This is a genomic window from Nocardioides renjunii, from assembly GCF_034661175.1.
Taxonomy (GTDB): Bacteria; Actinomycetota; Actinomycetes; order Propionibacteriales; family Nocardioidaceae; genus Nocardioides; species Nocardioides renjunii.
The window spans coordinates 3,251,081-3,276,174 of sequence record NZ_CP141058.1; the positions used below are offsets into that span (position 1 = coordinate 3,251,081).

Sequence of the window (25,094 nt, forward strand, 5' to 3'; positions counted from 1 at the left end):
GGCTGCTCAGCCGGCGGCGACCAGCGCTGCTCCCACGGCCGCGACGGGGTAGTGCTGCGGCACCATGCTGAGCCGGTCGGCCAGGCCGAGGGAGGCGAGGAACGCCGACCCCTCCCCCAGCGCCCGGAGCTGGCGGACGACCTCGACGCGCAGCGGCTCGCCTACCTCGGCGACGCCGCCACCGAGCACGATGCACTCGGGGTCGATCGTGAGGCCGAGCGCCCGGACGGCGCACGCCACGCCCCAGCAGAACCGGTCCCGTACGGCGACGGCGCCGGGGTCGCCGTCGGCGGCCGCCGCGAACAGCGCCGCGGCCGGCGGGCCGTCGACCGTCGGCCACGCCTTGGCGAGCGCGCGCCCGGAGGCGACCGTCTCCAGGCAGCCGAACTGACCGCAGCCGCAGGCCGCCCCGGCCGGATCGATGGGCAGGTGCCCGATCTCGCCCGCCGCACCGTGCTCACCGCGCCGTAGCCGGCCGTCGATCACGAGCCCGGCCGCGAGGCCGGTGCCGACGCTGAGGTAGACCACGTCATCGGCGGCGACGAGGGCCCGCGCCGCCAGCGCGGCCGCGTTGACGTCGTTCTCGACCACCACCGGCACGCCCAGCCGCGCCGCGAGCAGGTCGCGCAGCGGGAGGTCGTCGCCGTTGACGCCGAGGTTGACCGCGTGGCGCAGCATGCCGCGCTCGACGTCGACGAGGCCCGGCACCCCCACGCCGACGCTGCAGGTGAGGGGGCTGCCCATCGCCCGGCCGAGGTCCTCGAAGACCCGTGCGGCCGTGGCCACGACGCCCTCGGCGCCCGGCTCGGTGGAGCGGCGGACCTGGGCCAGGACCGTGCCGTCGTCGCCGACGACCACGCCGTGGGTCTTGGTGCCGCCGATGTCGAGGCCAACCGCGCGCATCCCCCCGGCCTGCGTCGACGCCACGGCCCCGGTGGCGGTGCCGGCGGCCGTCGCCCTCGTCGGTGCGCCTGCGTGTGCGGTGCTCACCGCGTCCACCCTGCCTCTCGCAGCAGCTCGGTGACAGCGGCCACGCCCGGTCCGGACGAGCCGCGGGTGCTGATGGTGGCCAGCCCGACGTCGTGGCCGCCCGGCCAGCCCCACTCGACCACGACCGCGGTGCGCCCCGACGAGGCCAGCGAGCGGAGGAAGGCCAGCACCTCGGGGCGCCGGTGGGCGTCGCGGACCTGCACCACGAGCGGGACGTCGTCGGGCACGTCGTCCGGGACACCGCCTGGCAGCGCGGCCGGGTCGAGGCGATGGTCGGGTGCCAGTCCCCACGCCACCTCGCCGACGGCGATGTTGGCGACGGTCTCGACGCTGAGGACGATCGCGCCCGGGAGGCCGGGCAGCCGCCCGTCGACCGTCGTCGCGCGGATCGCCGCCCCGACCTGCCGGTCGGCGTCGGGACCATCGGTGGCGCCGACGGACGACGCGGCCGGGGCCGGCTGCATCGCGTGGACGCGTGATGCCGCGTCCTGCAGCCGGGCGAGCGGGAGCCGACCCTCCGCGACGGCGCGGACGACCGCGTCGCGGACCTCCTCGACCAGCGAGGCGGGCTTGTCGGGACCGATGCACAGCAGGTCGCAGCCGGCGGCGAGGGCGCGTACGGACGCCTCCGGGACGCCGAGCTCCGCCGAGGCGCCCGCCATGTCGAGGGCGTCGCTGACGATCACGCCGTCGAAGCCGAGGCGCTCGCGCAGCAGGGCGAGCACCGCCGGGCTGAGGGTCGCCGGACGGTCCGGGTCGATCGCCGGCACCACGATGTGGCTCGTCATCACGGCGGCGATCCCGCTGTCCACCGCTGCGGCGAACGGCACGAGCTCACGCTCGGCGAGCGTGGTGGCGTCCACGTCGATGCGCGGCAGCGCGAGGTGGCTGTCGGTGGCGGTGTCGCCGTGGCCGGGGAAGTGCTTGGCGCACGCGGCGACCCCGGTGGACTGGAGTCCCCGGGTCCAGGCGGCCGTGTGGGCGGCGACCTGCCGGGCGTCCGCGCCGAAGCTGCGGGTGCCGATGACGGGGTTGTCGGGGTCGCAGTTGACGTCGGCGTCGGGGGCCAGGTCGAGGGTGATCCCGACGGCGGCCAGCTCGGCGCCCACCCACCGCCCGACCGCCTCGGTCAGGTCGAGGTCGTCAGCGGCGCCGAGCGCCGCGGCGCCCAGGACCGGGCTGGGGGTTCGCGTGTGGAGCCGGCTGACGTCGCCGCCCTCCTCGTCCACCGCGATGACGGCGCGGGGGTTGGCGGCGGTGACGGCGGCGCTGAGCGCGGCGATGCTGTCGGGGCCGTCGGCGGTGTTGCTGCCGAAGTAGCAGACGCCGCCGAGCCCCTGCTCGAGCAGCTCGCGGTAGTCGTCGGGCAGCGTGGTGCCCTCGAACCCGGGCAGCAGCACCTGCAGCGCCAGGCGGTCCACGGAGGTCTCCAGTGCGGCGCTCATCCCTTGACGGCCCCGGCGGTGAGGCCGCTGGTCATCCGGCTCTGGACGACGAGGAAGAAGATGATGACCGGGATCGCGATGAGCGAGGAGCCGGCCATGATGCCGCCCCAGTCGGTGCCGCGGTTGACGTCGGCGAAGGTGGACAGCCACAGCGGCAGGGTGCGCTGGTCCTCGCGGGTCATCACGACCAGGGCGAGGGTGAACTCGTTCCACGCCTGCAGGAAGCCGAAGACGCCGGTCGCGACGAGCCCGGGCGCCAGCAGCGGCAGGGTGATGCGGAAGAACGCCTGGGTGCGGGAGCAGCCGTCCATCATCGCCGCCTCCTCCAGCTCGTAGGGGACCCCTGCGACGAAGCCGCGCAGGGTCCAGATCGTGAAGGGCAGCACGCCCGCGACGTAGACGAGGGTGAGCCCGATGACCGTGTTGAGCAGGTCGAACGCCTCCAGCATCTTGTACTGGGAGATGAACAGCCCCTCCACCGGGATCATCTGGATCACGAGGAGCGTCACGATGAACGACATCCGGCCGCGGAAGCGGAACCTCGAGACCGCCACCGCCGCGACGAAGGCGAACAGCAGCGCGACGACGATCGTGAGGCCGGTGACCATGAGGCTGGTGCGCAGCGCGTCGGAGAACTGGTCGGTGGAGAAGACCGTGCGGTAGTTGTCGAGGCTGCCGCCGAACGGCACCCACGTCGGCGTCGGGCTGCGGATCTCGTTGCGGGCCAGGAACGAGCTGTTGACCATCCAGTAGACCGGGAACACCGAGACGAGGAACGCCAGGATCCCGAGGGTGTTGGCCGCGACGCGGGTCGGGCGGGGAGCTGGGCGGGACATCGGGGTCACCCCTCCTGGCGCAGCATGGCGCGGACGTAGGGCGCGGTGAGCAGGACGGTGAGCACGAGCATGAAGATGGCGACGGCCGCCGACATGCCGAACTCACCTCCGCCGATGCCGAGCCGGTAGATGTAGGTGCCGAGGAGGTTGGTGTCCTGGGCGCTGCCGCCGGCCTTCTGCAGGACGTAGATCTGGGTGAAGACCCGCAGGTCCCAGATGACCTGCAGCAGCCCGACGACGAGCAGCACCGGCAGGATCGTCGGCAGCATGACGTGGCGCAGCCGGCCGACCGGACCGGCCCCGTCGATCTCCGCGGCCTCGAGCAGCTCGGCGGGGAGCTGGGTGAGCGCGGCGTAGACGGTGAAGGCGACGAACGGCACGCTCATCCAGACCACGATGACGGTGGCGACGAAGAAGAACGACAGCGGGCGCAGCAGCCAGGAGTGGCCGGTGTAGTCGGCGCCGAGCTGCGTGAGGAGGTAGTTGACGACGCCGTACTGGGTGTCGAAGAGCCACTGCCACACGGTGAGGGCCGCCACCACCGGCATGGCCCAGGCCAGCAGGAGACCGGTCTGCAGGAGCAGTCGGACGCTGCGCGACATGTGCCGCATGGCGAGAGCCAGCCCGACGCCGATGAGCATGGTGAGCGCGGCGTTGACCAGGCAGAACGCGATCGAGCGCAGCGTCACCCGCCACAGGTAGGGGTCGGTCAGCAGCGTGCGGTAGTTCTCCAGGCCGAGCCACTCCGGCGGCTGGCCGAACTGCTGGGCGAGGCCGAAGTCCTGGAAGGACAGCACCACCTGGCGGACCAGCGGGTAGCCGAGGGCCAGCGCGAGCGCGAGCACCGACGGCACCACGAGGACGTAGGGCAACGGCGTGCGCCGCGGGCGGCGCGGCCGGGGCCGCGGATCGACCGGGACGGCGGGCGGGCTCGTCGGCCGGACGGCCGGCGGGCTGGTCGGGGCGCTGCTCATCGTTCCTCCTCCCCCGCGGGGCGGGCACCCGTGAGGGGCGCAGGGGCGTACGTGCTCTGGCCGGGGCGGGTCAGGGCGGGTCAGGGCGGGTCGGGGCACGGGTGCCCACGGTCCAGTGTCCTCGTCCGGCGGGGGACGGTGTCCACCCGCCGGACGAGAGCCGGGTCGTGTCAGCCGTTGAGCTGGCCGGCCATCTGCTCGTCGGCATTGCCGGCGAGCTCGGCGACGTCGCCGCCCTGGGCGATGGCGCTGAAGAGGTCCTCGAGCACGCGGGATCCCTCGACGGTGGCCCATCCCGGCGCCGCCGGGGTGAGCTTGGCGTTGGACGCCGCGGCCACGGTCGCCTCGGCGTACTCGTCGTCACCGAGCAGCGAGGCCAGCGACTCCTTGGCCGGCGTGAGGCCGGCCTCGGCCATGATCGTCTGGTAGTCGTCGCTCAGCATGAGCTCGACCGCCTCCTGCGCGAGGTCCTGGTTGGCGGACTTCGCCGCGATGGCGAGGTCGGAGCCACCGAGCAGGACCGGCGCCGGGGACCCGTCGGTGCCGGGCAGGGCGAAGACGCCCATCTCCTTGGCGAAGGTGTCGGGGCACCCGGTGTCCTCGGCCTCGATGAGGCCCTTGACCCAGCCCGGCGTCGACATCATGCCGACCTCACCGGCACACCACGGCGTCCACGGGTCGGCCTCGTTGCCGTCCTTGGGCGCCCCGGAGGCCTCGGTGAAGAGCTGCTGGGCCATCTCGAGCCCGGCGACCGACTCCTCGGAGCTGAGGGCCGGCGTCCACTCGCCGCCCTCCTCGACGGCGAGGTCACCACCGGCCGACCAGATGAACGCGGCACCGTTGCGCCAGTCCTGGCCGGGGAACCAGAAGCCGGAGAAGTTCGCCGGCTTGGGGTTGTCCTTCTTGAGCTGGACGGCGGCCTGCATGAACTCGTCGAGGGTGGTCGGCACCTCGAGGCCCGACTTCTCGAACAGGTCCTTGCGGTAGAAGATGTACTTCGAGCCGGCGTAGTAGGGGACGGCGTAGGTCTTGCCGTCCACGGTGGCGCCGTCGACGAACCCGGGCAGCAGGTCGTCGCCGCCGAGGTCGTCGACCTCGTCGGTGAGGTCGGCGAAGGCGCCGGCCGAGGTGAAGGTCGGGGCCTGGGTGTTGCCGATCTCGACGACGTCGGGGGTCTCGGACTCGCTGGACAGCGCGGTCGTGAGCTTCTCGACGAGCCCGTCCCACTCCTGCTGCTCGATCGTCAGCGTGGAGCCGGGGTTCTCCTCCTCGAAGGTCGTCTTCAGCCAGTCCCGCGCCTCCTGGGGCGTGTCCGTGCCGTTGAGCCAGACGCGGATCTCGGCGGACTCGGCGCCGCCGTCCTCGCTGGACGTTCCTTCGTCATCGCTGCCGCACGCGGCGAGCGTGGTCAGCGCGAGCGCGGCGACCGCCGCGCCGGTCAGTGACTTCTTGATGCGCACCACAGGGTTCCTCTCATCGATGTACCGCTTGGGGGGTCGGGGTGAGGCGCTCACGAGACGCCCAGCTCCCCGGCGAGCACGAGAACGGCCGCTCCCACGACCACGACGTCCTCGCCGAGCTTGGAGGTGCGGACGCCGAGCCCGGTGGAGCTGATCGGCATGGTCCGCTCGCGGATGGTGCGGTCCGCCGCGTCGAGCAGCGGACCGTCGAGCAGCTCCGCGGGGCCGCTCAGGACGATCTCGTGGAGGTTGAGGGCGGCCACGATCGGCGCCAGCACCTCGCCCAGGAGCCCGCCGACCTCGGCGAGCACCGCCGGCCCGTCCACGCCGGGCTCGCCGATGCGGCGCCGGAGGCGCGGCGCGGAGAGAACGGTCTCGAGGCAGCCGGTGCGCGAGCAGGCGCACCGCTCGCCGTCGGGGTCGACCACGACGTGCCCGATCTCGCCGGCGGCACCGAGGTGGCCGTGGAGCAGCGAGCCACCGAGCACGAAGCCGGCGCCGACGCCGGTGCCGACGCGCAGCACCATCAGGCCGCCGTCGCCGGACTCGCCGAAGGTGTGCTCACCCAGCACGGCGGTGTTGGCGTCGTTGGCCACGAAGACGGGGACCTCGAGCGCCTCGGCCAGCCGGGCGGCCAGCGGGGTGTCGGTCCAGGCCAGGTTGGGGGCGTCGATGACGGTGCCGGCGGTGTCGACCACGCCCGGGCTGCCGACGCCGATGCCCAGCACCGGGCGGTCGGTCATCGCCATCAGCTCGGTGGCCAGCTGGAGGACGAGCTGCACCGCCTGCTCGCCCTCGGCGCCGTCGACGTGCACCACGTGCCGTGCCTGCGGCGTGCCGGCCAGGTTGACCACGGCGCCGGACATCCGGTCGGTCTCGGACAGGTCGAGGGCGACGATGTGGTGGGAGTCGGCGGCCAGCCCGACCAGCGTCGGGGGCTTGCCCACCCGGCTCTCGGCGGGGGCGCCGAGCTCGCTGACGAACCCCTCGGCGAGCATCTCGCCGACGAGGTCCGAGACGGTGACGCGGGTGAGGCCGCTGGCGCGGGCCAGGTCGGCGCGGCTCGCGGGGCCGTCGCGGAACAGCTGCTGCAGCAGCAGCGAGCGGTGGTGCCGGCGGGCGTCCTCCTGGAGGAGCTTGCCTCGCGGCCGCAGCGGGCGTCCGACGGGAGTGTGCGGGGTCACATTAGTTAGTTCACCGCACTTACTTATCCCCTGTCAAGCATCTCCGCCGTGCTGGTCCAGCACACCGCGCGGAGCCAGTCCTCCCCCAGCCCCAGCGCCTCGAGCGCGGCCAGCTGCTCGCCGTAGGCGTAGGGGATGTGCGGGAAGTCGCTGCCGAGGTGCACCTTCCCGGCGAGCCCGAGGTCCCTCAGCCGCGGCAGCAGCGCGGACGGGTAGGCGCCACCCATCTCGGCGAAGAAGGGGGTGAACGCCATCGTCGTGTCGAGGGCGACGCGCTCGTGGGTCTCGGCGAGCGCGAGGAACTCGGCGTACTCCGGCGCGCCCGCGTGGGCGATGACCAGGCGCAGCCGCGGGTGCCGGACCAACAGCTCGGCGACGGGCGCGGGGCCGGTGTGCTCGGTCGGCACCGGGCCGCTGCCGGCGTGCAGGACCACCGGCGCGCCGCTCGCGGCGACCACGGACCACGCCTCGTCGAGCAGCGAGTCCGTGACGGTGAAGGCGCCGACCTGCACGTGCACCTTCCAGACCTCGACCCGGTGCGGGGAGGGAGCGGACCGGGCGGCGACGTACGACGCCACGCCGGGCTCGGGGAAGAAGGTGCCGCAGACCGCCGCCTCGGGTACGCGGGCGGCGAAGGCGGCGGCCCAGTCGTTGAGGAACTCCGCCATCCCCGGCTTGTGGGCGTAGGGCAGCGCGGTGAAGCGGCGCACGCCGAACGAGCGCAGCGTCTCGACCAGGACCTCGTCGTCGTCGCGGTAGTGCAGCGGCCACGGCCGACCGATCAGCGGTCCGGCCGCGTCGAACTGCGCCCGCACCTTGGCCATCACCCGCGGCGGCAGGAAGTGCGTGTGCAGGTCCATCAGCCCGGGCAGGCCGAGGGCCTCGGCAAAGGCGCGCGGGTCGGTCACCGGCTCGGTCCCGGGCTCATTTCCGGCCTCAGTCCCGGTGCCCCTTGAGCCGGCGCTGCACGGCCTCGACCTTCTCGCGGTTGGCCGTGCGCTCGGCCAGCGTGTGGCGCTTGTCGTAGGACTTCTTGCCCTTCGCCAGCGCGATCTCCACCTTGGCGCGGCCGTCCTTGAAGTAGAGGGCGAGCGGCACGATGGTGTAGCCCTTGTCGGTGATCTTGCGCTCGATCTTGTCGATCTCGGAGCGGTTGAGCAGCAGCTTGCGGCGCCGCCGGGCGGAGTGGTTGGTCCACGTGCCCTGGGTGTACTCCGGGATGTGGACGCCGAGCAGCCACGCCTCGCCGTTGTGAATCTCGGCGAAGCCGTCGACGAGCGACGCGCGGCCCTGCCGCAACGACTTCACCTCGGTGCCCATGAGGACGAGCCCGGCCTCCCAGGTGTCCTCGATGTGGTAGTCGTGGCGGGCCTTCTTGTTCTGCGCGACCATCTTCTGGCCCTGCTCCTTCGCCATCTGGCCATTCTCTCAGGCGGGACCAGCGGCGCGCACAGCGGTTTGTGCGGTCCAGGGCCGTGCGGAGCCGCCTCAGAGCCAGTTCATCGGGTCGACGGCCTGGCCGTTGACCATCACGGTGAAGTGCAGGTGGCAGCCGGTGGACCAGCCGGTGCTGCCCTCGTAGCCGATGACCTGGCCGCGCTCGACCTGGTCCCCCACCCCGACCGTGTAGCTGGTCGCGTGGTTGTAGATGCTCGCCACGCCGCGGCCGGCCAGGGCGCCGTGGTCGACGACGAGGCGGTGACCGTAGACGTCGCTGAAATAGGACGACACGACCTTGCCCGACGCGGCGGCCCGCAGGGGCGTACCGCAGCCGCCGGCGAAGTCCACGCCGTCGTGGAGGCCCCAGTAGTGGTAGATCGGGTGGGTGCGGTAACCGAAGGGCGAGGTGACGTAGCCGTCGACGGGGTAGGCCAGCACGCCGCCCGACGGCGCGCCGGGCGTCGCCAGGGCCTGGGACCGGGCCTGCGCGGCGCGCTGGCGGCGCAGCGCGGCCAGCGCCCTCTTGCGCAGCATCTCCTCGATCCGGGACTGCTCCCGCTCGAGCTCGCGCAGCTTGGCGAGGTCCTGCGCGCGCGCCTCGCGGGCGCCGACGCGGGCGTCGCGGCGCTCGAGGACGAGCGAGACGACCGAGTCCTTGGCCGCCTGCTGCTCGGCCTCGAGCTCCTGCATGAGCGCGAGGTGCTCGGCGGCCTCCGCACGCTTGGCCGCCACGTCGTCGCGGGCCGCGGAGACCTGCTCCTCCCGGACCTCGAGGAGCACCTCGGCGGCCTTGAGCTCGTCGTACGCCCGCGCCTCCTGCCCGACGATGACGTCGCGCACGCCGTCGCGGCGGGTGAGCTCCTCGGTCGACTCGGCGTCGATGAGCGAGGAGAAGGCGATCAGCTCGGGGTCGCCCTCGGAGTACATGTCGGCGACGGTGCTGGCCACCTGCTGGCGCTGGACCTCCCGGTCGTCGCGGCCCTGCACCAGCGCGGCCTCGGCGGTGGCGAGCTCGGCCTCGGCCGTGGCGAGGGCGGCCTGCATCTCGGCGTCGCGCTCCTGGGCGACCTCGACCTTGCCGCGTGCGGTGGCGAGCCGGGTCTTGGCGTCGGCCAGCTGCGTCTGCGCGGCGTCGAGCCGCGCGGTGGCGCGGCGCAGGTCGGAGCTGGACTCGTCGAGGTCCTGGTGGGCCCCGCGGAGCTCGCGCTCGACCTTGTTCTTCTTGTCCTTGAGGTCGTCGGCGTGCGCAGCGGAGACGCCCAGGGCCATGACCGCGACGAGTGCTGCGGCCATGCGTCGATGAGCGGTACGGGGGAAGTGACGCACCGGGGAAGCCTTTGCGTTGGGGAAGCGGGGAAGGTGCCTGCCCCGACGGCTCGACGAGGAAGACGCCTAGACGCTAACCCCCGGCGGTCAGACTTTGAGGTATTTGCGCGTCAGCACGAGTGTCGGGAGCAGGGTGAGCAGCGGACCGAGGATCGCGACCGCCCCGGCAGCCAGCCAGAACTCGTCCCACCCGATCCATGGCACGAACTTGAGCCGGTTCTGCGAGATCTCGTCGATGCCGAAGTACATGAAGCCCCACAGCGCCGCGCCGGCCAGTGCCACACCGATGAGGGCGGTGACGAGGGCCTCGAGGAGGAACGGCAGGGCGATGTAGAGCGTGGAGGCGCCCACCAGCCGCATGATGCCGATCTCCTTGCGTCGGGCGAAGGCGGCGAGGCGGATGGTGTTGGCCACCAGCAGGAGGGCGGCGAACACGAGGAACGCCGCCGTGCCGAGCGCCACCCACTGCAGCATGTTGATGGACTCGAGGATCGGCGCCACCTGCTCGCGCATGTCGCGGACCCGCGACACGCCGTCGAGCCCCTGCACGGCGCTGGTGATGCCCTCGTACTCCTCCGGGTCCTGCAGCGTGATCCAGATGGTCTGCGGCATGTCCTCGGCGGTGATCGCCGGGTTGTCGCCGGAGAACAGCTCGTTGCCGTAGAGCTCGCGGGCCTTGTCGAGCGCCTGCTCGCTGGTCTCGAAGTGGAAGTCGGCGACCTCGGGGTTCTCCTCGACGACGGCGGAGATCTCCGTCTTCTGCGCGTCGGTCACGGCGTTGGGGCACACCGCGCTGCTGTCGTTGACCCGGCACAGGTAGACGGTGATCTGGAGCTGGTCGCCCCAGTGGTCCGCGGCCTTGGCTGCCTGCTGGTTGAACAGGACACCGATGCCGACCAGCGTCAGCGAGACGAACAGGGTCAGCACGACCGCCAGGTGCATGGACAGGTTGCGCCGCAGGCCCTGGCCGAGCTCGGAGTAGACGTAGCGAAGCTGCATGGAGGAGAGGCTCTCGATCTGTCGGGGAGATCCGGAGGTCCGGTGGCCCGACCGGGGAGGTCGGGCCGGGTGGATCAGTTCTGGTGGCCGTAGACGCCCTGCGCCTGGTCGCGCACGACGTGGCCGTTGTCGAGCTCGATGACGCGCTTGCGCATCTGGTCGACGATGCCGGCGTCGTGGGTGGCCATCACGACCGTCGTGCCGGTGCGGTTGATGCGGTCGAGGAGCTTCATGATGCCGACCGACGTGGTCGGGTCGAGGTTGCCGGTCGGCTCGTCGGCGATGAGGATCATCGGCCGGTTGACGAAGGCCCGCGCCACGGCGACGCGCTGCTGCTCGCCCCCGGAGAGCTCGTCGGGCATCCGGTCGCCCTTGCCGCTGAGGCCGACCAGGTCGAGCGTCTCGGGCACGACGTCCTTGATCTCCTTGCGGGACTTGCCGATGACCTGGAGCGCGAAGGCGACGTTCTCGGTGACGGTCTTGTTGGGCAGCAGGCGGAAGTCCTGGAACACGGTGCCGATGTCGCGGCGCAGCCGCGGGACCTTCCAGCTGGCGAGCCGGTTGATCTCCTTGCCGGCGACGTAGACCCGGCCGGTGGTCGGGCGGTACTCGCGGAGCACGAGGCGCAGGAAGGTCGACTTGCCGGACCCCGAGGACCCCACGAGGAAGACGAACTCCCCCTTCTCGACGTCGACCGAGATGTTGTCGAGCGCGGGGTGCGGGTGGCCCGGATAGCTCTTGGTCACCTTCTCGAAGCGAATCACGGCGTCGAGGCTACGTGAGGGGTGTGCGGGTTCTCGAAACTCCGCGCCGCGCCGCAACCGGGTCAGCCCGGCATGGCATCCACCGCGTCCTTGGCCTCCTTGAGCCCGACGCCGGTGTGGTCGCGGTAGAGCTTGATCGCGTGGATCGTCTTGCCGGCCCTCCGTAGTGCCTGGACCTCGGCCATCCACGGCTCGGCCGGCACCGCCGCCGGCGTCCCCGCCGACCCGGCTGCGGCGAGCTGCGCCAGCTGCGCCTCGAGGCGCGCGACCCGCCGCTCGAGCTCGGCGATCCGGGCGCGGTCGGCGTCGTTGCCGCTGCCGGGGCTGATGACCTCGGGCTTGCTGAAGAGTCCCATGACCCCGACCCTAGGGCCGTCCCCTGCTCGGGGGATCAGGCGTCGACCTTCTCCGCCCCGCGGCGCCAGCGGATGCCGGCCTCCATGAAGTCGTCGAGGTCGCCGTCGAAGACCGCGCTGGGGTTGCCGGACTCATGGCCGGTCCGCAGGTCCTTGACGATCTGGTAGGGGTTGAGGACGTAGTTGCGCATCTGGTCGCCCCAGCTGGCCTGCACGTCGCCCTTCAGGTCCTTCTTGAGCGCGGCCTCCTCGGCCTTCTTCTGCGCGAGCAGCTTGGCCTTGAGGACGACCATCGCTGACGCCTTGTTCTGCAGCTGCGACTTCTCGTTCTGGCAGGACACGACGATGCCGGTCGGGATGTGGGTCAGCCGGACCGCGGAGTCGGTCGTGTTGACCGACTGGCCACCGGGGCCGCCGGAGCGGAAGACGTCGGTGCGGATGTCGTTCTCGTCGACCTCGATCTCGTCGGTCTGCTCGAGCACCGGCACCACCTCGACGGCGGCGAAGGAGGTCTGGCGGCGGCCCTGGTTGTCGAACGGGCTGATCCGCACGAGGCGGTGGGTGCCGGCCTCGACGGAGAGGGTGCCGTAGGCGTAGGGCGCGTGGATGGCGAACTCGGCGGACTTGATGCCCGCCTCCTCGGCGTAGGACACGTCGTAGACCTCGACGCCGTACTTGTGCTGCTCGGCCCAGCGCGTGTACATGCGCATGAGGGTCTCGGCGAAGTCGGCCGCGTCGACGCCGCCGGCGCCGGCGCGGATGGTCACGATCGCCTCGCGCTCGTCGTACTCGCCGGACAGCAGGGTGCGGATCTCGAGGGACTCCACGGCCTTCTTGATGCGGCCGAGCTCGCGCTCGGAGTCGGCGAGCGAGTCGGCGTCGCCCTCCTCCTGGGCCATCTCGACCATCAGGCCGAGGTCCTCGATGCGGGACTCGAGGCCGTCGTAGCGATCGAGCTCGCCCTGGAGCGCGGAGAGGCGGCCCGTGACCCGCGTGGCGTTGGCCTGGTCGTCCCAGAGGTCGGGAGCAGCCACCTGCTCGGCGAGGTCGGCGATCTCGGTGCGCATCCGGGTGACGTCGAGGACGTGACCGATGGTCTTCATGGTCGCCTGGAGCTGCTTGATCTCTGCGTCGTAGTCGATGCCTGCCACAAGAGCCAACACTACGGCCAAACGCCAGCCGGGGCCCGATCGCCGGTCCTCCGCCGGTCCGCGGGGCGCAGCGAGCCGACGGCGTCCCGGAGCGCGGCGCCCAGGGGCCCGGCGAGCGTGCGGGTCCAGGAGACGGAGAGGTGCGACTCGTCGCTGTAGGTCACCGTGCCCGAGACCACCAGCGGGCACCGGCCGTCCGCGCAGCTGAGGCGGTTGACGTCGACGTACGCCGCCCCGTGCGCGGTCGCGGTCGCCGCGGTGAAGGCATTGGGCTCGGCCGGCCACCCGGTCGCGGACAGGTCGCACGACCCGGCCACCGACCCGGGGGTGGTGAGGCAGGACTCGGGGTCGACCTCGTGCACCGGGATGTCGCCGAGCACCACGACCAGCGCACCGTCGCGGCGCAGCGAGTCGACGAGGTCGCCCACCCCGCGGGCCCACGTCTGCGCGTGGCTGAGCCCGGGCGCCGCCTGCATCCGCCACGACATGACGTCCGAGCTGAGCAGCACCACGTCGGGGTCGAGGTCCCGGATGCGTTGCCGCGACCAGTCGCGCCACGCGTGGCAGGTGTGGAACTCCGCGCCGCCCCCGTCGAGGGTGCGGATCGGGTAGGGCGGGCAGCCGTACTTGACGTGCGGCACAACGCGGAGGCCCTCGGTGCGGCCGAGGCGGTCGATCGCCGGCAGCCACTGCCCGGCGCGCGAGTCGCCGTAGACGGCCACGGTCGTCCGGCCGTCCGGGTCGCCGACCGGGCAGATCCGCGAGCGCTCGACGGCGAGCGGCGAGTTGCACGGGTGGGCCAGGTGCCAGGAGTCGTAGGCCAGGCCCGGCAGGTTGCTCATCGGGAAGCGCAGGGCGTCGCCGCGCCGGGCCTCCTCGACCGCGCGCTCGACGAGGTCGTCCACGGACCGCGGCTGCGGCAGCGGCGGCACCCGCCGGCCCCGTGGCCGGCTCGTGGCGGCCACGGGTGCCTCCTCGGCGACCAGCGGGGCCGGTCGCGCCGAGCCGACGCCCATCCGGTCGGCGAGCTCCGCGTCGGCGTGCGCCACGGCGCCCGTGGTGGCGACCAGCACGGACGCCAGGGCCACGGGCCACATGACGAGCGCACGCGGGCCGCGGCCGACGAGCCGGCCGCGGCGGAACGGCTGCTCGACGAAGTGGTACGACGCCAGCGTCAGCGCCGCGGCGACCGCGAGGAGGACGAGCGTGCCGGTCGGGCCCTCGAGCGCGGTGACGTACGCAGCGCCGAGGACGAGCACTGGCCAGTGCCACAGGTAGAGGGAGTAGGACCGGTCACCCAGCCAGGTGAGCGGCCGGGAGGCGAGCAGGGCGCCGGTGGCCCCGGTGGATCCGCCGGTCCCGGCGGCGAGCAGGGCCGCGGTGCCCGCGACGGCGAGCGGGATGCGCCACTCGGTGCCCGGCGCGGCCGCGGTGCCGACCGACACCGCGGCGGCGAGGACCGCGACCAGCCCGACGGCGCCCAGCGCCGTACGCAGGGGTCGGGACAGGCGGACCAGGGCCGGGGCAAGGACCGCGAGCAGTGCGCCGAGCCCGAGCTCCCACGCCCGTGCCGCCGAGGAGAAGTAGGCCTGCTGCGGGTCGGTGGCTCCCAGGTGCGCCCACCAGGCGAGCGACGCGAGGCAGGCGACGGTCAGCAGCGGCGCGACGTGGCGCATCAGGCGGCCGTCGACGAGGACGACCAGGCCGAGGAGCAGCGGCCACACGAGGTAGAACTGCTCCTCGACCGCCAGCGACCAGAAGTGCTGGAACGGCGAGACCGCCCGGTCGTCGTCGAAGTAGTCCTCCCCCGCCCCGGCGAGGTGCACGTTGGCCGCGAAGAACGCCGACCAGCGCGCGTCCTCGCCGACCTCGGCCACCTGCACCGGCGCCAGCCGGACCGCGCACCAGGCGGTCACGACGAGCAGCACCACGGTGGCCGCCGGGAGGATCCGCAGCGCGCGCCGGACGTAGAAGCCGGTGATCGAGATCCGGTCGCGCGCCGCCACCTCGCGCACCAGCAGCGAGGTGATCAGGAAGCCGGAGAGCACGAAGAAGACGTCCACGCCGACGAAGCCACCGGCGAGGAGACGGGCGCCGGCGTGGTCGGCGACGACGAGCAGGACGGCGACCGCGCGCAGGCCCTGCACGTCGGGCCGGTGGTCGATGGCGGGCATGCGGCCACGCTCGTGCCGGGCCGGCGCCCGGGGCATGGGGCGGGAGTCCCGGGGCCCCGGGACAACGCGTCAGTCTCGGCGGCTCAGAACTGCAGGGTGATGCGGCCGTTGCCGCCGCGGCCGACCGTGCCGGTGCCCGAGCCAGCGTTGCCGGCGCTGACGGGACCGGTCACCCCGGAGACCGCAGCGCCCGTCGTCCCGCCGGTGTAGCTCGACCCGGCGCCGCCGGCGCCGCCCGCATCGGCAACGGGCGTCCCCGCGGTCGCACGTGTGCCCCCGGAGCCGCCGCCGGCGTACCCGCCGCCGCCGCCGCCCGCGCCGGCGGTGCCGCGCTGGGCGCCGGAGCCACCGTTGCCGCCACCGCTGGCGCCCGTGCCGCGGTTGCCACCCGCCGCACCAACGGCGCCAGTCGCACCGCCGGTCCCGACAGATCCGGCGGCGCCACCCGTGGTGACACCGGTCGTAGCGCCGACCGCGCCTCCACCGCCGCCCGCGGTGAGGACAGCCGTTCCGGTCACGGTGGCGTCACCGCCGTTGCCAGCCGGGTTCGTCGACGTGCCGCCGACCCCGGGGGTGCCGACCGTCGCGGACGTGTTGACGGCTCCCTTGCCCCCGCCTCCGCCTGCGACGACGACGGGCGCCGTGCCGAGGAGCACGGCACTGCCTCCTCCGCCACCTCCGGCGACGATCGCAGTGCCACGCCCGCCGTTACCTCCGGCGCCGAAGCCCGACCCGCCGACGCCTGCGGTCGCGGCTATGCCGTTGCCCTCGCCGCCGCCCGCGCCGACGATCACGGTGAGCGTCGTGCCACCAGGATTGGACGGGAGGGTGATCGTGCCGGTGACCCGACCACCGGAGCCTCCGGCGACGCCCCCACCGCCGCCACCGCCGCCGACGACCTCGAAGGCGATGCTCGTGTAGCCCGCCGGGATGGTGACCGAGAAGGTGCCAGGCGTGGTGAACGTCTGGGTGAAGCTGGCCGCGAAGGCGGGCGCCGCCGCGGCGACGGAGACGACGGGAACGCTCCAGGCGACGCCGCGCGTGAACGTGCGTCGGGTGAGCTCGCGGCGAGGGCTGTCGCCCGCCTCGTGCTGGTCGTCCATCACGGTCCCCGTTCGTCGATATCTACACGAAGGGTAAAGATATCAACAGCAGATCTACAACACGGGCGCGATCCGGGAGCCTGTATCCCGGATCACGCCCGCGTCGGCATGGGTGTGCGTCAGACCGCGAAGGTCAGCCCGCGCAGGTCAGCCCGCGCAGAGCACCTCCGGCGTCGCCACCGCGGCCACCGCCGCCGGGGCCACGCTGGTGGAGAGGTCGAGCTTGAGCCGGAAGACGTCCTCGATGTCGATCACCTGGTCGGCCACGACCACGCCGACGGACAGGGAGTGCGCGGCCAGGACCGCACCGTCGCCGGACACCGTGACGGCGCCGCTCGACCCGGTGGCGGAGTCGTCGGTGAGGGCGAAGGTCGCCCGCATCTCGGTGCACTTGCGACCGAGGGTGTACTCGACCGACGACGGCGTGCCCGAGGTGGTCGTCGCCAGGCTGGCGGTGAAGTACTCCGCACCGATGGTGACGCCCCGGGGCGTGATGTTCACCGACGGGCCGGGCGTGCGGAAGCCGAGCTTCTGCCACCGGTAGACCGTGACGTCCAGCGTCTCGCTGAAGCCCTTGGCGAAGCCGTTCGAGGCGGGCTTGAGGACGCGGTACTGCCGGGTGCCGGCCGTCGACGGGTCGTCCTTGAGGACGTAGGTGCCGTTCTGCTTGATCTTCGCGGTGCCGGTGGCCTTCCACGACTTCTTCTTGCCGACCCGCTGCTGGAGCGTGACCTTCTGGCCGGCGGCCTTCGGCGTGACGCGGCCGCGGACCTTGACCACGTCCTCCTTGCCGACGACCTCGGTCTTGTTGACGCTGGCGGTGACCTTGTAGCTCGCGGCCTTGGCCGGGGCGGCCTGCGCCGGCGTGGCCAGGGCCAGCGAGCCGGCGGCGAGAGCCGCAGCCGCGGCCCAGGTGGTGATGCGGTTCATGGGAGTTCCTCCGTGTGCGTGAGGCCCTGAAGGCCTGTTCACCAAGGAGACTCAGCCGGTCACCGAATAGTTGCCGCGGATCCGAGGAGCGCCCCTCCGTGGGGCGGGACGGCGAGGGTGCCGCCGTCCACGGACACCCCGAACGGTGTCTGGAAGAGCACCTCCCGGTCACCCACCTCGAGCGTGGCGGGCTCCGCCCCGGCGTTGACCACGACGAGGAGCTCGCCGCGGCGCATCGTGAAGAGCCGGCCCTCCACCGTGCAGGAGGTCGAGCCGAACGACGGGTCCGTGAGGTCCGGCAGCGTCCGCCGCAGGCGGGCGAGCTCGCGGTAGCAGTCGAGCACCACTGCGTGGCGGCCGGTCGAGCGCTCGTCCCAGTCGAGCTTGGAGCGGGTGAACGTCTCGGGGTCCTGCGGGTCGGGGACGACGGCCGGGTCCCAGCCCATCTTCTCGAACTCGGCGATCCGGCCCTCGGCGGTGGCCTTCCCGAGCTCGGGCTCCGGGTGGGAGGTGAAGAACTGGAAGGGCGACGAGGCGGCCCACTCCTCCCCCATGAAGAGCATCGGCGTGAACGGCCCGGCGAGGGTGAGCAGCGCGGCGCAGGCCAGCTGGTCGTCGTCGAGGTGCTCGGCCAGCCGGTCGCCGCGCGCGCGGTTGCCGATCTGGTCGTGGTTCTGGTTGGCGACCACGAGCCGCCAGGTCGGCATGTGGGCGGTGTCGACGGGCCGGCCGTGGTCGCGTTCGCGGAACGACGACCAGGTGCCGTCGTGGAAGAAGCCCTTCTCGCAGACCTTGGCGAGCGCCTCCAGCGGCTCGAAGTCGGCGTAGTAGCCGGCCGTCTCGCCGCTCAGGGCGACGTGCACGGCGTGGTGGAAGTCGTCGCTCCACTGGGCGTCGAGGCCGTGGCCGCCGCCCTCGCGGGGGGTGACGAGGCGGGTGTCGTTGAGGTCGGACTCCGCGATCAGCGTCAGCGGCCGGCGTACGTGCGCCGACCAGGCCGCGGTCTCGACGGCCATCTCCTCGAGCAGGTGGACCTCCGAGGTGTCGCTGAGCGCGTGCACCGCGTCGAGGCGCAGCGCGTCGACGTGGAGCTCCTCGAACCACATCCGCACGTTGTCGAGGATGTAGCGCCGGACCTCGGCCGACCCGTCACCGTCGAGGTTGACCAGGTCGCCCCACGTGTTGCGGCCGTCCTTGAGGTAGGGCCCGAACAGCGGGAGGTAGTTGCCCGAGGGGCCGAGGTGGTTGTGGACCACGTCCTGCACGACCCCGAGCCCGGCGGCGTGGCAGGCGTCGACGAAGCGCCGGTAGGCGTCCGGCCCGCCGTAGCCCTCGTGGACCGCGAACCAGCCGACGCCGTCGTAGCCCCAGTTGTGCGTGCCGTTGAAGGCGTTGACCGGCAGCAGCTCGACGAGCTCGACGCCGATGTCGAGCAGGTGGTCGAGCCGCCCGATGGCCGCGTCGAGCGTCCCCTCGGGCGTGAAGGTGCCGAGGTGGAGCTCGTAGACCACCGAGCCGGCGAGCTGCCGACCGGTCCAGTCGCCGTCGCCCCACTCGTACGTCGACGCGTCCCGGCGCGACAGCCCGTGCACGCCGTCGGGCTGCCGCCGCGAGCGCGGGTCGGGCCGCGGGTCCGGGTCGTCGTCGAGGAGGTAGCCGTAGTCGACGGCGGCGTCGGTCGACGGCACGGGCTCGGCCGGCGTCCACCAGCCGTCGTCACCGCGCACCATGTCGACGACCTCGCCCGCCAGGCTCAGCCGCACCCGTTCGGGCCGCGGTGCCCACACGTCGAAGGGTCCCCGGGAGATCGACGTGCTCATGTCAGTCCTTCCTCACCAGCAGTGCGACGGGGTGGACGGCCAGCAGGCCGTCGAGCCGTCCGTCGGCGTCGAGCCCGGTCAGCACGTCGTGCCACCGGCCCTCGGGCAGGTCCAGCACCGTGCCGCCCCAGCCGCCCGCGGCCGCCAGCCCGACCGGGAGCCGGGTGACGACGGTGATCGCACCGCCGCGGTCGTAGGCCAGCACGTGTCCCGCCGCGTCGCCCGTGGCGGTCACCGGCGTGTAGCCGGTGAACAGCTCGGGTCGCTCGCGCCGCAGCGTCAGCGCGGAGCAGGTGACGTGCAGCTTGGCGGCGGCGTCGTCCTCAGCGGTGCCGGCCAGCACCTCGGCGCGGTGCTCGAAGTCGACCGGCCGGCGGTTGTCGGGGTCGACCAGCGACGTCTCCCACAGCTCGCTGCCCTGGTAGACGTCGGGCACGCCCGGGATCGTCAGCGCCAGCAGCTTGGCCGCCAGCGAGTTGGCCTGGGCCGGCTCGTCGATGCGGGCGGCGAGCCCGACCAGCACCTCGCGCACCTCGTCGGAGGTGAAGACCGCGTCGACCGCGGCGTGCACCGCGGCCTCGTACGCCTCGTCGGGCTCGGTCCACGTGGTGCGGTCGCCGGCCTCGCGCATCGCCTTCTCGGCGTAGCCGTGCAGCCGCTCGGGCAGGTCGGGCAGGTGGTCCGGCGTCCACGCGCCGAGCACGGCCTGCCACAGCAGCGAGCCGAACGCGGGGTCGGGCACGGGCACGAGCCGGAGCAGCTCGTCGAGCGCCCGCTCCCAGTGGCCCGGCTCCTCGGCCAGCACGGTGATGCGGGCGCGGACGTCCTCGCCGCGCTTGGTGTCGTGGGTCGACAGGGTCACCATCGCCTGCGGCCAGTCGCGCTGCCGCGCGGCCATGGCCTCGTGGAACGTGTCGACGCCGACGGAGAAGATCGACGGGTCGCCGCCGACCTCGTTGAGCGACGTGAGCCGCGACCACCGGTAGAACGAGCAGTCCTCGACGCCCTTGGCCATCACCATGCCGGACGTCTGCTGGAAGCGCCGCGCGGGCTGGCTCCACTCGTCGTGCAGCACCGGCTCGAGGACGTCGTACGTCTCGGCGACCTCGGGCCGCTCCTCGCGCGCCATGGCGAAGGCCTGGTCGAGGTGGTCGCGGCCCTCGGGAAGGTAGGAGCGGTAGACCGGGAAGCAGGCCAACAGCTCGCCGATCGCGTCGGCGACCGCGTCGTCGTCGGCCTTCTCGCCCTTGGTCTCCAGCACGCGGGCGACCTCGCGGGTGATCCGCAGGACCTCCGAGTGCAGGATCCCGTCGGCGACGGCGCGCTTGTTGTCGTGGACCATCGCGTGCCAGTCCACCGTGGTGCCACGCAGGCGGTCCTCGAGCACGGTCAGCGGCGCCTCGCCGGCGGGGTCGGTGAGCACCCGGTCGATGAAGGCGAGGGCGTCGTAGCCGGTGGTGCCGGCGGTGGCCCAGTCCTGCGGGAGCTCCTCCCCCGGCTCGAGGATCTTCTCGACCAGGACGTAGGCGCCGCCGGTGAGGGCGGCGAGGTCGTCGAGGTAGCGCTTGGGGTCGCGCAGGCCGTCGGGGTGGTCGACGCGCAGGCCGTCGACGAGGCCCTCGTCGAACCAGCGCTTCACCTCCACGTGGGTCTCGGCGAACACCTCGGGGTCCTCGACCCGCACCGCGGCGAGGGTGTTGACCGCGAAGAAGCGGCGGTAGTTGAGGTCCTCGTCGGCCGCACGCCAGTTGACCAGCTCGTAGTGCTGCTCCTCCAGCGTGGTCGTGCCGGGAGCCATCGGGAAGCGCTGGTCGTGGTAGCGGACCTCGCCTTCCCCCGTGTCCGACGCAGCGATGGTGATCGAGCCCTCGTCGTCGTCACCGATGACCGGGATCACGATGCGGCCGTCGCCGGCCGCCCAGTCGACGTCGAACGCGCTCGCGTGCTCGGACCCGCGGCCCAGCTGCAGCACATCCCACCACCACGGGTCCTCCGACGGCGTCGCGACGCCGACGTGGTTGGGCACGATGTCGACGAGCACCCCCATGCCGAGGCGGCGCGCCTCGGCGGACAGCGCCGCCAGTCCCTCCTCGCCACCGCGCTCGGGGTCGACGTGGTCGAAGGCGACCACGTCGTAGCCGTGGGTGCTGCCGGGCTCCGAGGCCAGCAGCGGCGACAGGTAGACCCAGTCGACGCCGAGGTCGCGGAGGTAGGGCAGGACCCGTGCGCCGTCGTGGAGGGTGAAGTCCGGACTGACCTGCAACCGGTACGTGCTGTGGGGGGTCCGCGTCACGGGGCGTCCGTACCCGACCGGGCGGCCAGGGATGCGGCCACCGAGTGGTCCGGCGCCGACTCCGGCTCCGCGTGCTCACGCAGCACCACGAGGCTGTGGGTCTCGAGGCTGAGCGTGGCGCCCGCCTCGAAGGTCGGGTCGGCGTCGGGTTCCCCGCCGGTGTCGATGACGACGTCCCACGCGGCGGCGTACTCCTCCGTCGGCAGGGTCACGTCCTTGGGCCCGTCGGCGTTGAAGTAGACGAGGAAGTGGTCGTCGGTGATCGTGGCGCCCCGGGCGTCCTTGCCGGCGATGCCGTTGCCGTTGAGGTACATCCCGATCGCCTTGCCGCCCTCCCAGTCGGCATCCTCCATCGGCTCGCCGTCGAGGTCGAGCCACACGATGTCGTTGAGGCGCTCGCCGTCGCCGGTGCGCACCGTGTTGCCGGTGAAGAACCGCTTGCGGCGGAACGTCGGGTGATCGGCGCGCAGCTTGGCCACCGCGGCGGTGAACTCGATGAGCGGGTTGTCCGCGCGGCTCCAGTCGACCCAGCTGATCTCGCTGTCCTGGGCGTAGGTGTTGTTGTTGCCGTCCTGCGTGCGGCTCAGCTCGTCACCGTGCAGGAGCATGGGCACGCCCTGGCTCAGCAGCAGCGTCGCGATGAAGTTGCGCTGCTCGCGGGCCCGCGCGCCGAGGATCTCGGGGTCGTCGGTCGGCCCCTCGACACCGTGGTTCCACGAGCGGTTGTGGCTCTCGCCGTCGTTGTTGTCCTCGCCGTTGGCCTCGTTGTGCTTCTCGTTGTAGGACACGAGGTCGCGCAGGGTGAAGCCGTCGTGGGCGGTGACGAAGTTGATGCTCGCGAACGGCCGGCGCCCGGAGTGCTCGTAGAGGTCGGAGGAGCCGGACAGTCGCGACGCGAAGTCGCCCAGCGACGGCTCGCCGCGCCAGAAGTCGCGCACGGTGTCGCGGTAGGCGCCGTTCCACTCGGTCCACTGCGGCGGGAAGCCGCCGACCTGGTAGCCGCCGGGGCCGATGTCCCACGGCTCGGCGATGAGCTTGACCTGGCTGACCACCGGGTCCTGCTGCACCATCTCGAAGAAGGTGGAGAGCTTGTCGACGTCGTAGAACTCGCGCGCCAGGCTCGCGGCCAGGTCGAAGCGGAAGCCGTCGACGTGCATCTCGGTCACCCAGTAGCGCAGCGAGTCCATGATCAGCTGCACCGAGTGCGGGTGGCGCACGTTGAGGGTGTTGCCGGTGCCGGTGTAGTCCATGTAGTAGCGCTGGTCGTCCTCGACGAGCCGGTAGTAGGCCGGGTTGTCGATGCCCTTGAAGCTCAGCGTCGGCCCGAGGTGGTTGCCCTCGGCGGTGTGGTTGTAGACGACGTCGAGGATGACCTCGATGCCGGCGACGTGCATCGCCTTCACCATCGCCTTGAACTCCTGCACCTGCTGGCCCTGCTGGCTCGAGGCGTAGTCGGCGTGCGGCGCGAAGAAGCCGAGGGTGTTGTAGCCCCAGTAGTTGCGCAGCCCCTTCTCGAGCAGCGTCGAGTCCTGGACGAACTGGTGCACCGGCATCAGCTCGATGGCGGTGACGCCGAGCTTCTGCAGGTGGGCGGTGATCGAGGGGTGCGCCAGGCCGGCGTACGTCCCGCGCTGCTCCTCGGGGACGTCGGGGTGCTGCTGGGTGAGGCCCTTGACGTGCGCCTCGTAGATGAACGACTCGTTGTAGGGGATCGAGAGGCGGCGGTCGCCCTCCCAGTCGAAGAACGGGTTGATGACCACGCCGTGGGTCATGTGCCCGGCGGAGTCGTCGTCGTTGCGCGAGTCCTCGTCGCCGAAGTTGTAGGCGAACAGCGACTGGTCCCAGTCGATGTCGCCGGCGGTCGCCTTGGCGTAGGGGTCGAGGAGCAGCTTGCTGGGGTTGCAGCGCAGGCCCTGGCTCGGGTCCCAGGGGCCGTGCACCCGGTAGCCGTAGCGCTGCCCGGGCTGGATGGTCGGGATGTAGCAGTGCCACACGTGCGCGTCGACCTCGCGGACCTCGAGGCGGGTCTCGCGGAAGCCGCCGGGACCCTCCGGGTCGGGGTCGAAGAGGCACAGCTCGACGCGCTCGGCGGCCTCGCTGAAGAGGGCGAAGTTGGTGCCGGTGCCGTCGAAGGTGGCACCGAGGGGATAGGCGGTGCCGGGCCAGGTCTCGATCATGCCTTGACGCTACCGGCGATCGGCCCTGAGCCCTCTTCGCGGATCATCCAGCGGGGTGGGGCGGTGGCGATGGTCACTCCGTCTGTAGGCGGGTTGCGTCCGGCAATTCAGTCGCCGGCGACGACCGTGACCGCTGCGGTCGAGCTGGCGCCGACCATCGGCCGGCTCGGCGAGCCCGGGATGGTCAGCGGCAGGTCCAACGGAGCCCGCAGTCGCACGGTGACCGACCGCCCGACCGGGTCCACCCGGACGGCCACGTCGACCCCGGGGTACGACGCTCCGGCGCCGGCCCTCGCGAGGTACTCGCGCACGGCGGCCCGGACCGCTTCCTCCTGCTGGAGCAGCCGCTGGTCGTCGAGGCCCTGCTCGTAGATCCCGGCCGAGCCGAGGTCGGCACCGTAGAGCGCGGCGCCGTCGGCCAGGTTGTCGAGCCCCTGCCGCTGGAGGTAGGCGGCGGAGGCGTCGATGACCATGACGATCGCCATCAGCAGGATGCTGGCGAAGCCGATGATGAGCAGCGTGACCTGGCCGCGGTCGTCGCGCTCCCGTGACGCCGGTCGGCGGCTCACGGGTCGGTCTCCTCGTCGCTGTCCTCGCCGGCACTCTCGACGTACTGACCGATCGGCACGGTGTGGGTCGCGTCGAGCGAGAAGCTCGCCCGCCCGCCGCCGAGGATGGCCGGGAAGAACGGCAGCTCGACCCCGGAGTCGACCCGCACGGTGATGACGGACGTCCCGGTGTGGCAGCTCCCGGCCGGCGACTCGCAGGTCACCGAGACCCGTGCCCGCTGGTTCGGAGTGCCCTGGTCGGCGAGCACCTGGCGTACGACGGCCTGGGCGCGGGCCTCGCCGGTGGCGTCGTCGGGCGCCAGGGCGTACGCGCGCCCGGCCGCCCGCGCTGCGGCGCTGGTCGCGAAGGCGCCCTGCTGCACCTCGAACACCGAGATCACGACCCACACCAGCGGCACCAGCAGGATGATCGCCAGCCAGGTCAGCTCGACGAGGGCAGAGCCGGACTCGTCGCGGCGCCGCGTCGTCACCGCTGCACCGCGCCCTGCTCGGCGATCGCATGGCCGGACACCCGGACGTGGATGCTGGTGCCGCCGATGCCGAGCAGGCCGACGTCGGCCTCGACCACGGTCTCGTAGCCGGGCGCACCTCCGACCAGCGCCGGGCGTACGGTCACCGACCGCACGAAGTCCTGCGAGAGGGCGCCGTCGACCAGCTCCTGCACCTTGGCCCGGCCGGCCGGTGCGGACGACCCCGCGACGGCGGCGTGCCGGGCACCCTCGGCCGCGGCCGAGGCGAGGGTGTTGCGCACGTGCAGCACGAGGGCCAGCTGCAGGATGCCGAGCACCAGTGGCAGCAGGACCAGCAGGACGAGGACGACGTCGACGACCGCCGCTCCCTTCTCGCCGCGACGGCTGGGACGCAGCACGCTGCGACCTAGCCGCTCACCATCGAGAACGCGCGGGACAGGAGGGACCGCAGCTCGTCGCTGACGAAGGGGGTGAGGGCGGCGACGACGATCGCGGTCATCAGCGTGACCATCACCCAGCCGGGCACGTCGCCGCGCTCGTCCTTCTGCCGGGGCGCTCGCGCTCCGGGCTCGACGAGCATCGCCAGGTGGAACAGCAGTCCCGAGATCGACTGGTGCATGGAGGTGTCCTTTC

At 72.5% G+C, this 25,094-nt stretch carries 23 protein-coding genes; all 23 read right to left on the minus strand.

Translation table 11 applies throughout. The features are described from left to right. Positions 1 to 6: 6 nt before the first annotated feature. On the minus strand, positions 7 to 990 hold the full coding sequence (locus tag SHK17_RS15530) for an ROK family protein (RefSeq protein WP_322919836.1): 984 nt from the start codon (positions 988 to 990) through the stop codon (positions 7 to 9). Beyond that, a complete protein-coding gene (locus SHK17_RS15535; RefSeq protein ID WP_322919837.1) occupies positions 987 to 2,435 on the minus strand; it encodes a glycoside hydrolase family 3 protein in 1,449 nt (482 codons plus the stop codon). The genes SHK17_RS15530 and SHK17_RS15535 overlap by 4 nt, the downstream gene beginning before the upstream one ends. Continuing rightward, the gene (locus SHK17_RS15540) at positions 2,432 to 3,271 is read right to left on the minus strand and encodes a carbohydrate ABC transporter permease (RefSeq protein WP_172265544.1); all 840 of its coding nucleotides are present in this window, start codon (positions 3,269 to 3,271) and stop codon (positions 2,432 to 2,434) included. Before SHK17_RS15540 ends, SHK17_RS15535 begins: the two co-directional genes overlap by 4 nt. Positions 3,272 to 3,276: 5 nt before the next feature. Continuing rightward, positions 3,277 to 4,245 carry a carbohydrate ABC transporter permease gene (locus tag SHK17_RS15545; RefSeq protein ID WP_172265548.1) on the minus strand — a complete coding sequence of 323 codons (969 nt, stop codon included), beginning with the start codon at positions 4,243 to 4,245 and terminating at the stop codon, positions 3,277 to 3,279. A 170-nt stretch (positions 4,246 to 4,415) separates the two neighbouring features. Continuing rightward, on the minus strand, positions 4,416 to 5,705 hold the full coding sequence (locus SHK17_RS15550) for an extracellular solute-binding protein (protein ID WP_322919838.1): 1,290 nt from the start codon (positions 5,703 to 5,705) through the stop codon (positions 4,416 to 4,418). 50 nt (positions 5,706 to 5,755) lie between these two features. Continuing rightward, a complete protein-coding gene (locus SHK17_RS15555) occupies positions 5,756 to 6,889 on the minus strand; it encodes an ROK family transcriptional regulator (RefSeq protein WP_322919839.1) in 1,134 nt (377 codons plus the stop codon). 23 nt (positions 6,890 to 6,912) lie between these two features. After that, complete coding sequence (locus tag SHK17_RS15560; protein WP_322919840.1) at positions 6,913 to 7,797, minus strand: amidohydrolase family protein; 885 nt, start codon at positions 7,795 to 7,797, stop codon at positions 6,913 to 6,915. A 28-nt stretch (positions 7,798 to 7,825) separates the two neighbouring features. Then, on the minus strand, positions 7,826 to 8,305 hold the full coding sequence (gene smpB, locus SHK17_RS15565) for an SsrA-binding protein SmpB (protein WP_172265554.1): 480 nt from the start codon (positions 8,303 to 8,305) through the stop codon (positions 7,826 to 7,828). 72 nt (positions 8,306 to 8,377) lie between these two features. Further along, positions 8,378 to 9,622, minus strand: a complete 1,245-nt coding sequence (locus SHK17_RS15570) for a peptidoglycan DD-metalloendopeptidase family protein (protein WP_322919841.1) — start codon at positions 9,620 to 9,622, stop codon at positions 8,378 to 8,380. Positions 9,623 to 9,742: 120 nt separating this feature from the next. Then, a complete protein-coding gene (gene ftsX, locus SHK17_RS15575; RefSeq protein WP_172265560.1) occupies positions 9,743 to 10,654 on the minus strand; it encodes a permease-like cell division protein FtsX in 912 nt (303 codons plus the stop codon). A gap of 74 nt (positions 10,655 to 10,728) precedes the next feature. Then, positions 10,729 to 11,418 carry a cell division ATP-binding protein FtsE gene (ftsE, locus tag SHK17_RS15580; RefSeq protein ID WP_172265563.1) on the minus strand — a complete coding sequence of 230 codons (690 nt, stop codon included), beginning with the start codon at positions 11,416 to 11,418 and terminating at the stop codon, positions 10,729 to 10,731. A gap of 62 nt (positions 11,419 to 11,480) precedes the next feature. Beyond that, a complete protein-coding gene (locus tag SHK17_RS15585; RefSeq protein WP_172265566.1) occupies positions 11,481 to 11,774 on the minus strand; it encodes a ribosomal protein L7/L12 in 294 nt (97 codons plus the stop codon). Between the two features lie 35 nt (positions 11,775 to 11,809). Continuing rightward, the gene (prfB, locus tag SHK17_RS15590; RefSeq protein WP_172265569.1) at positions 11,810 to 12,925 is read right to left on the minus strand and encodes a peptide chain release factor 2; all 1,116 of its coding nucleotides are present in this window, start codon (positions 12,923 to 12,925) and stop codon (positions 11,810 to 11,812) included. An 11-nt stretch (positions 12,926 to 12,936) separates the two neighbouring features. After that, complete coding sequence (locus SHK17_RS15595) at positions 12,937 to 15,099, minus strand: acyltransferase family protein (RefSeq protein WP_172265572.1); 2,163 nt, start codon at positions 15,097 to 15,099, stop codon at positions 12,937 to 12,939. Positions 15,100 to 15,182: 83 nt separating this feature from the next. Continuing rightward, positions 15,183 to 16,202 carry a hypothetical protein gene (locus SHK17_RS15600; RefSeq protein ID WP_322919844.1) on the minus strand — a complete coding sequence of 340 codons (1,020 nt, stop codon included), beginning with the start codon at positions 16,200 to 16,202 and terminating at the stop codon, positions 15,183 to 15,185. Positions 16,203 to 16,349: 147 nt separating this feature from the next. Then, entirely contained in the window at positions 16,350 to 17,132 is a 783-nt protein-coding gene (locus SHK17_RS15605; protein ID WP_322422876.1) for a hypothetical protein, read from the minus strand. A 59-nt stretch (positions 17,133 to 17,191) separates the two neighbouring features. After that, the gene (gene treZ / locus SHK17_RS15610; protein WP_322919845.1) at positions 17,192 to 18,952 is read right to left on the minus strand and encodes a malto-oligosyltrehalose trehalohydrolase; all 1,761 of its coding nucleotides are present in this window, start codon (positions 18,950 to 18,952) and stop codon (positions 17,192 to 17,194) included. Between the two features lies 1 nt (position 18,953). Next, complete coding sequence (gene treY / locus SHK17_RS15615; RefSeq protein ID WP_322919846.1) at positions 18,954 to 21,245, minus strand: malto-oligosyltrehalose synthase; 2,292 nt, start codon at positions 21,243 to 21,245, stop codon at positions 18,954 to 18,956. Then, positions 21,242 to 23,422 carry a glycogen debranching protein GlgX gene (gene glgX, locus SHK17_RS15620; protein WP_405030380.1) on the minus strand — a complete coding sequence of 727 codons (2,181 nt, stop codon included), beginning with the start codon at positions 23,420 to 23,422 and terminating at the stop codon, positions 21,242 to 21,244. The genes treY and glgX overlap by 4 nt, the downstream gene beginning before the upstream one ends. A 107-nt stretch (positions 23,423 to 23,529) precedes the next feature. Next, positions 23,530 to 23,991 (minus strand): Tad domain-containing protein, encoded by a 462-nt coding sequence (locus SHK17_RS15625; RefSeq protein WP_322919847.1) that lies wholly within the window; start codon positions 23,989 to 23,991, stop codon positions 23,530 to 23,532. Then, a complete protein-coding gene (locus SHK17_RS15630) occupies positions 23,988 to 24,461 on the minus strand; it encodes a hypothetical protein (RefSeq protein WP_322919848.1) in 474 nt (157 codons plus the stop codon). Before SHK17_RS15630 ends, SHK17_RS15625 begins: the two co-directional genes overlap by 4 nt. After that, positions 24,458 to 24,859, minus strand: a complete 402-nt coding sequence (locus SHK17_RS15635) for a TadE/TadG family type IV pilus assembly protein (RefSeq protein ID WP_322919849.1) — start codon at positions 24,857 to 24,859, stop codon at positions 24,458 to 24,460. Before SHK17_RS15635 ends, SHK17_RS15630 begins: the two co-directional genes overlap by 4 nt. Positions 24,860 to 24,867: 8 nt before the next feature. Beyond that, entirely contained in the window at positions 24,868 to 25,080 is a 213-nt protein-coding gene (locus SHK17_RS15640) for a hypothetical protein (protein ID WP_172265497.1), read from the minus strand. Between the last annotated feature and the right edge of the window lie 14 nt (positions 25,081 to 25,094).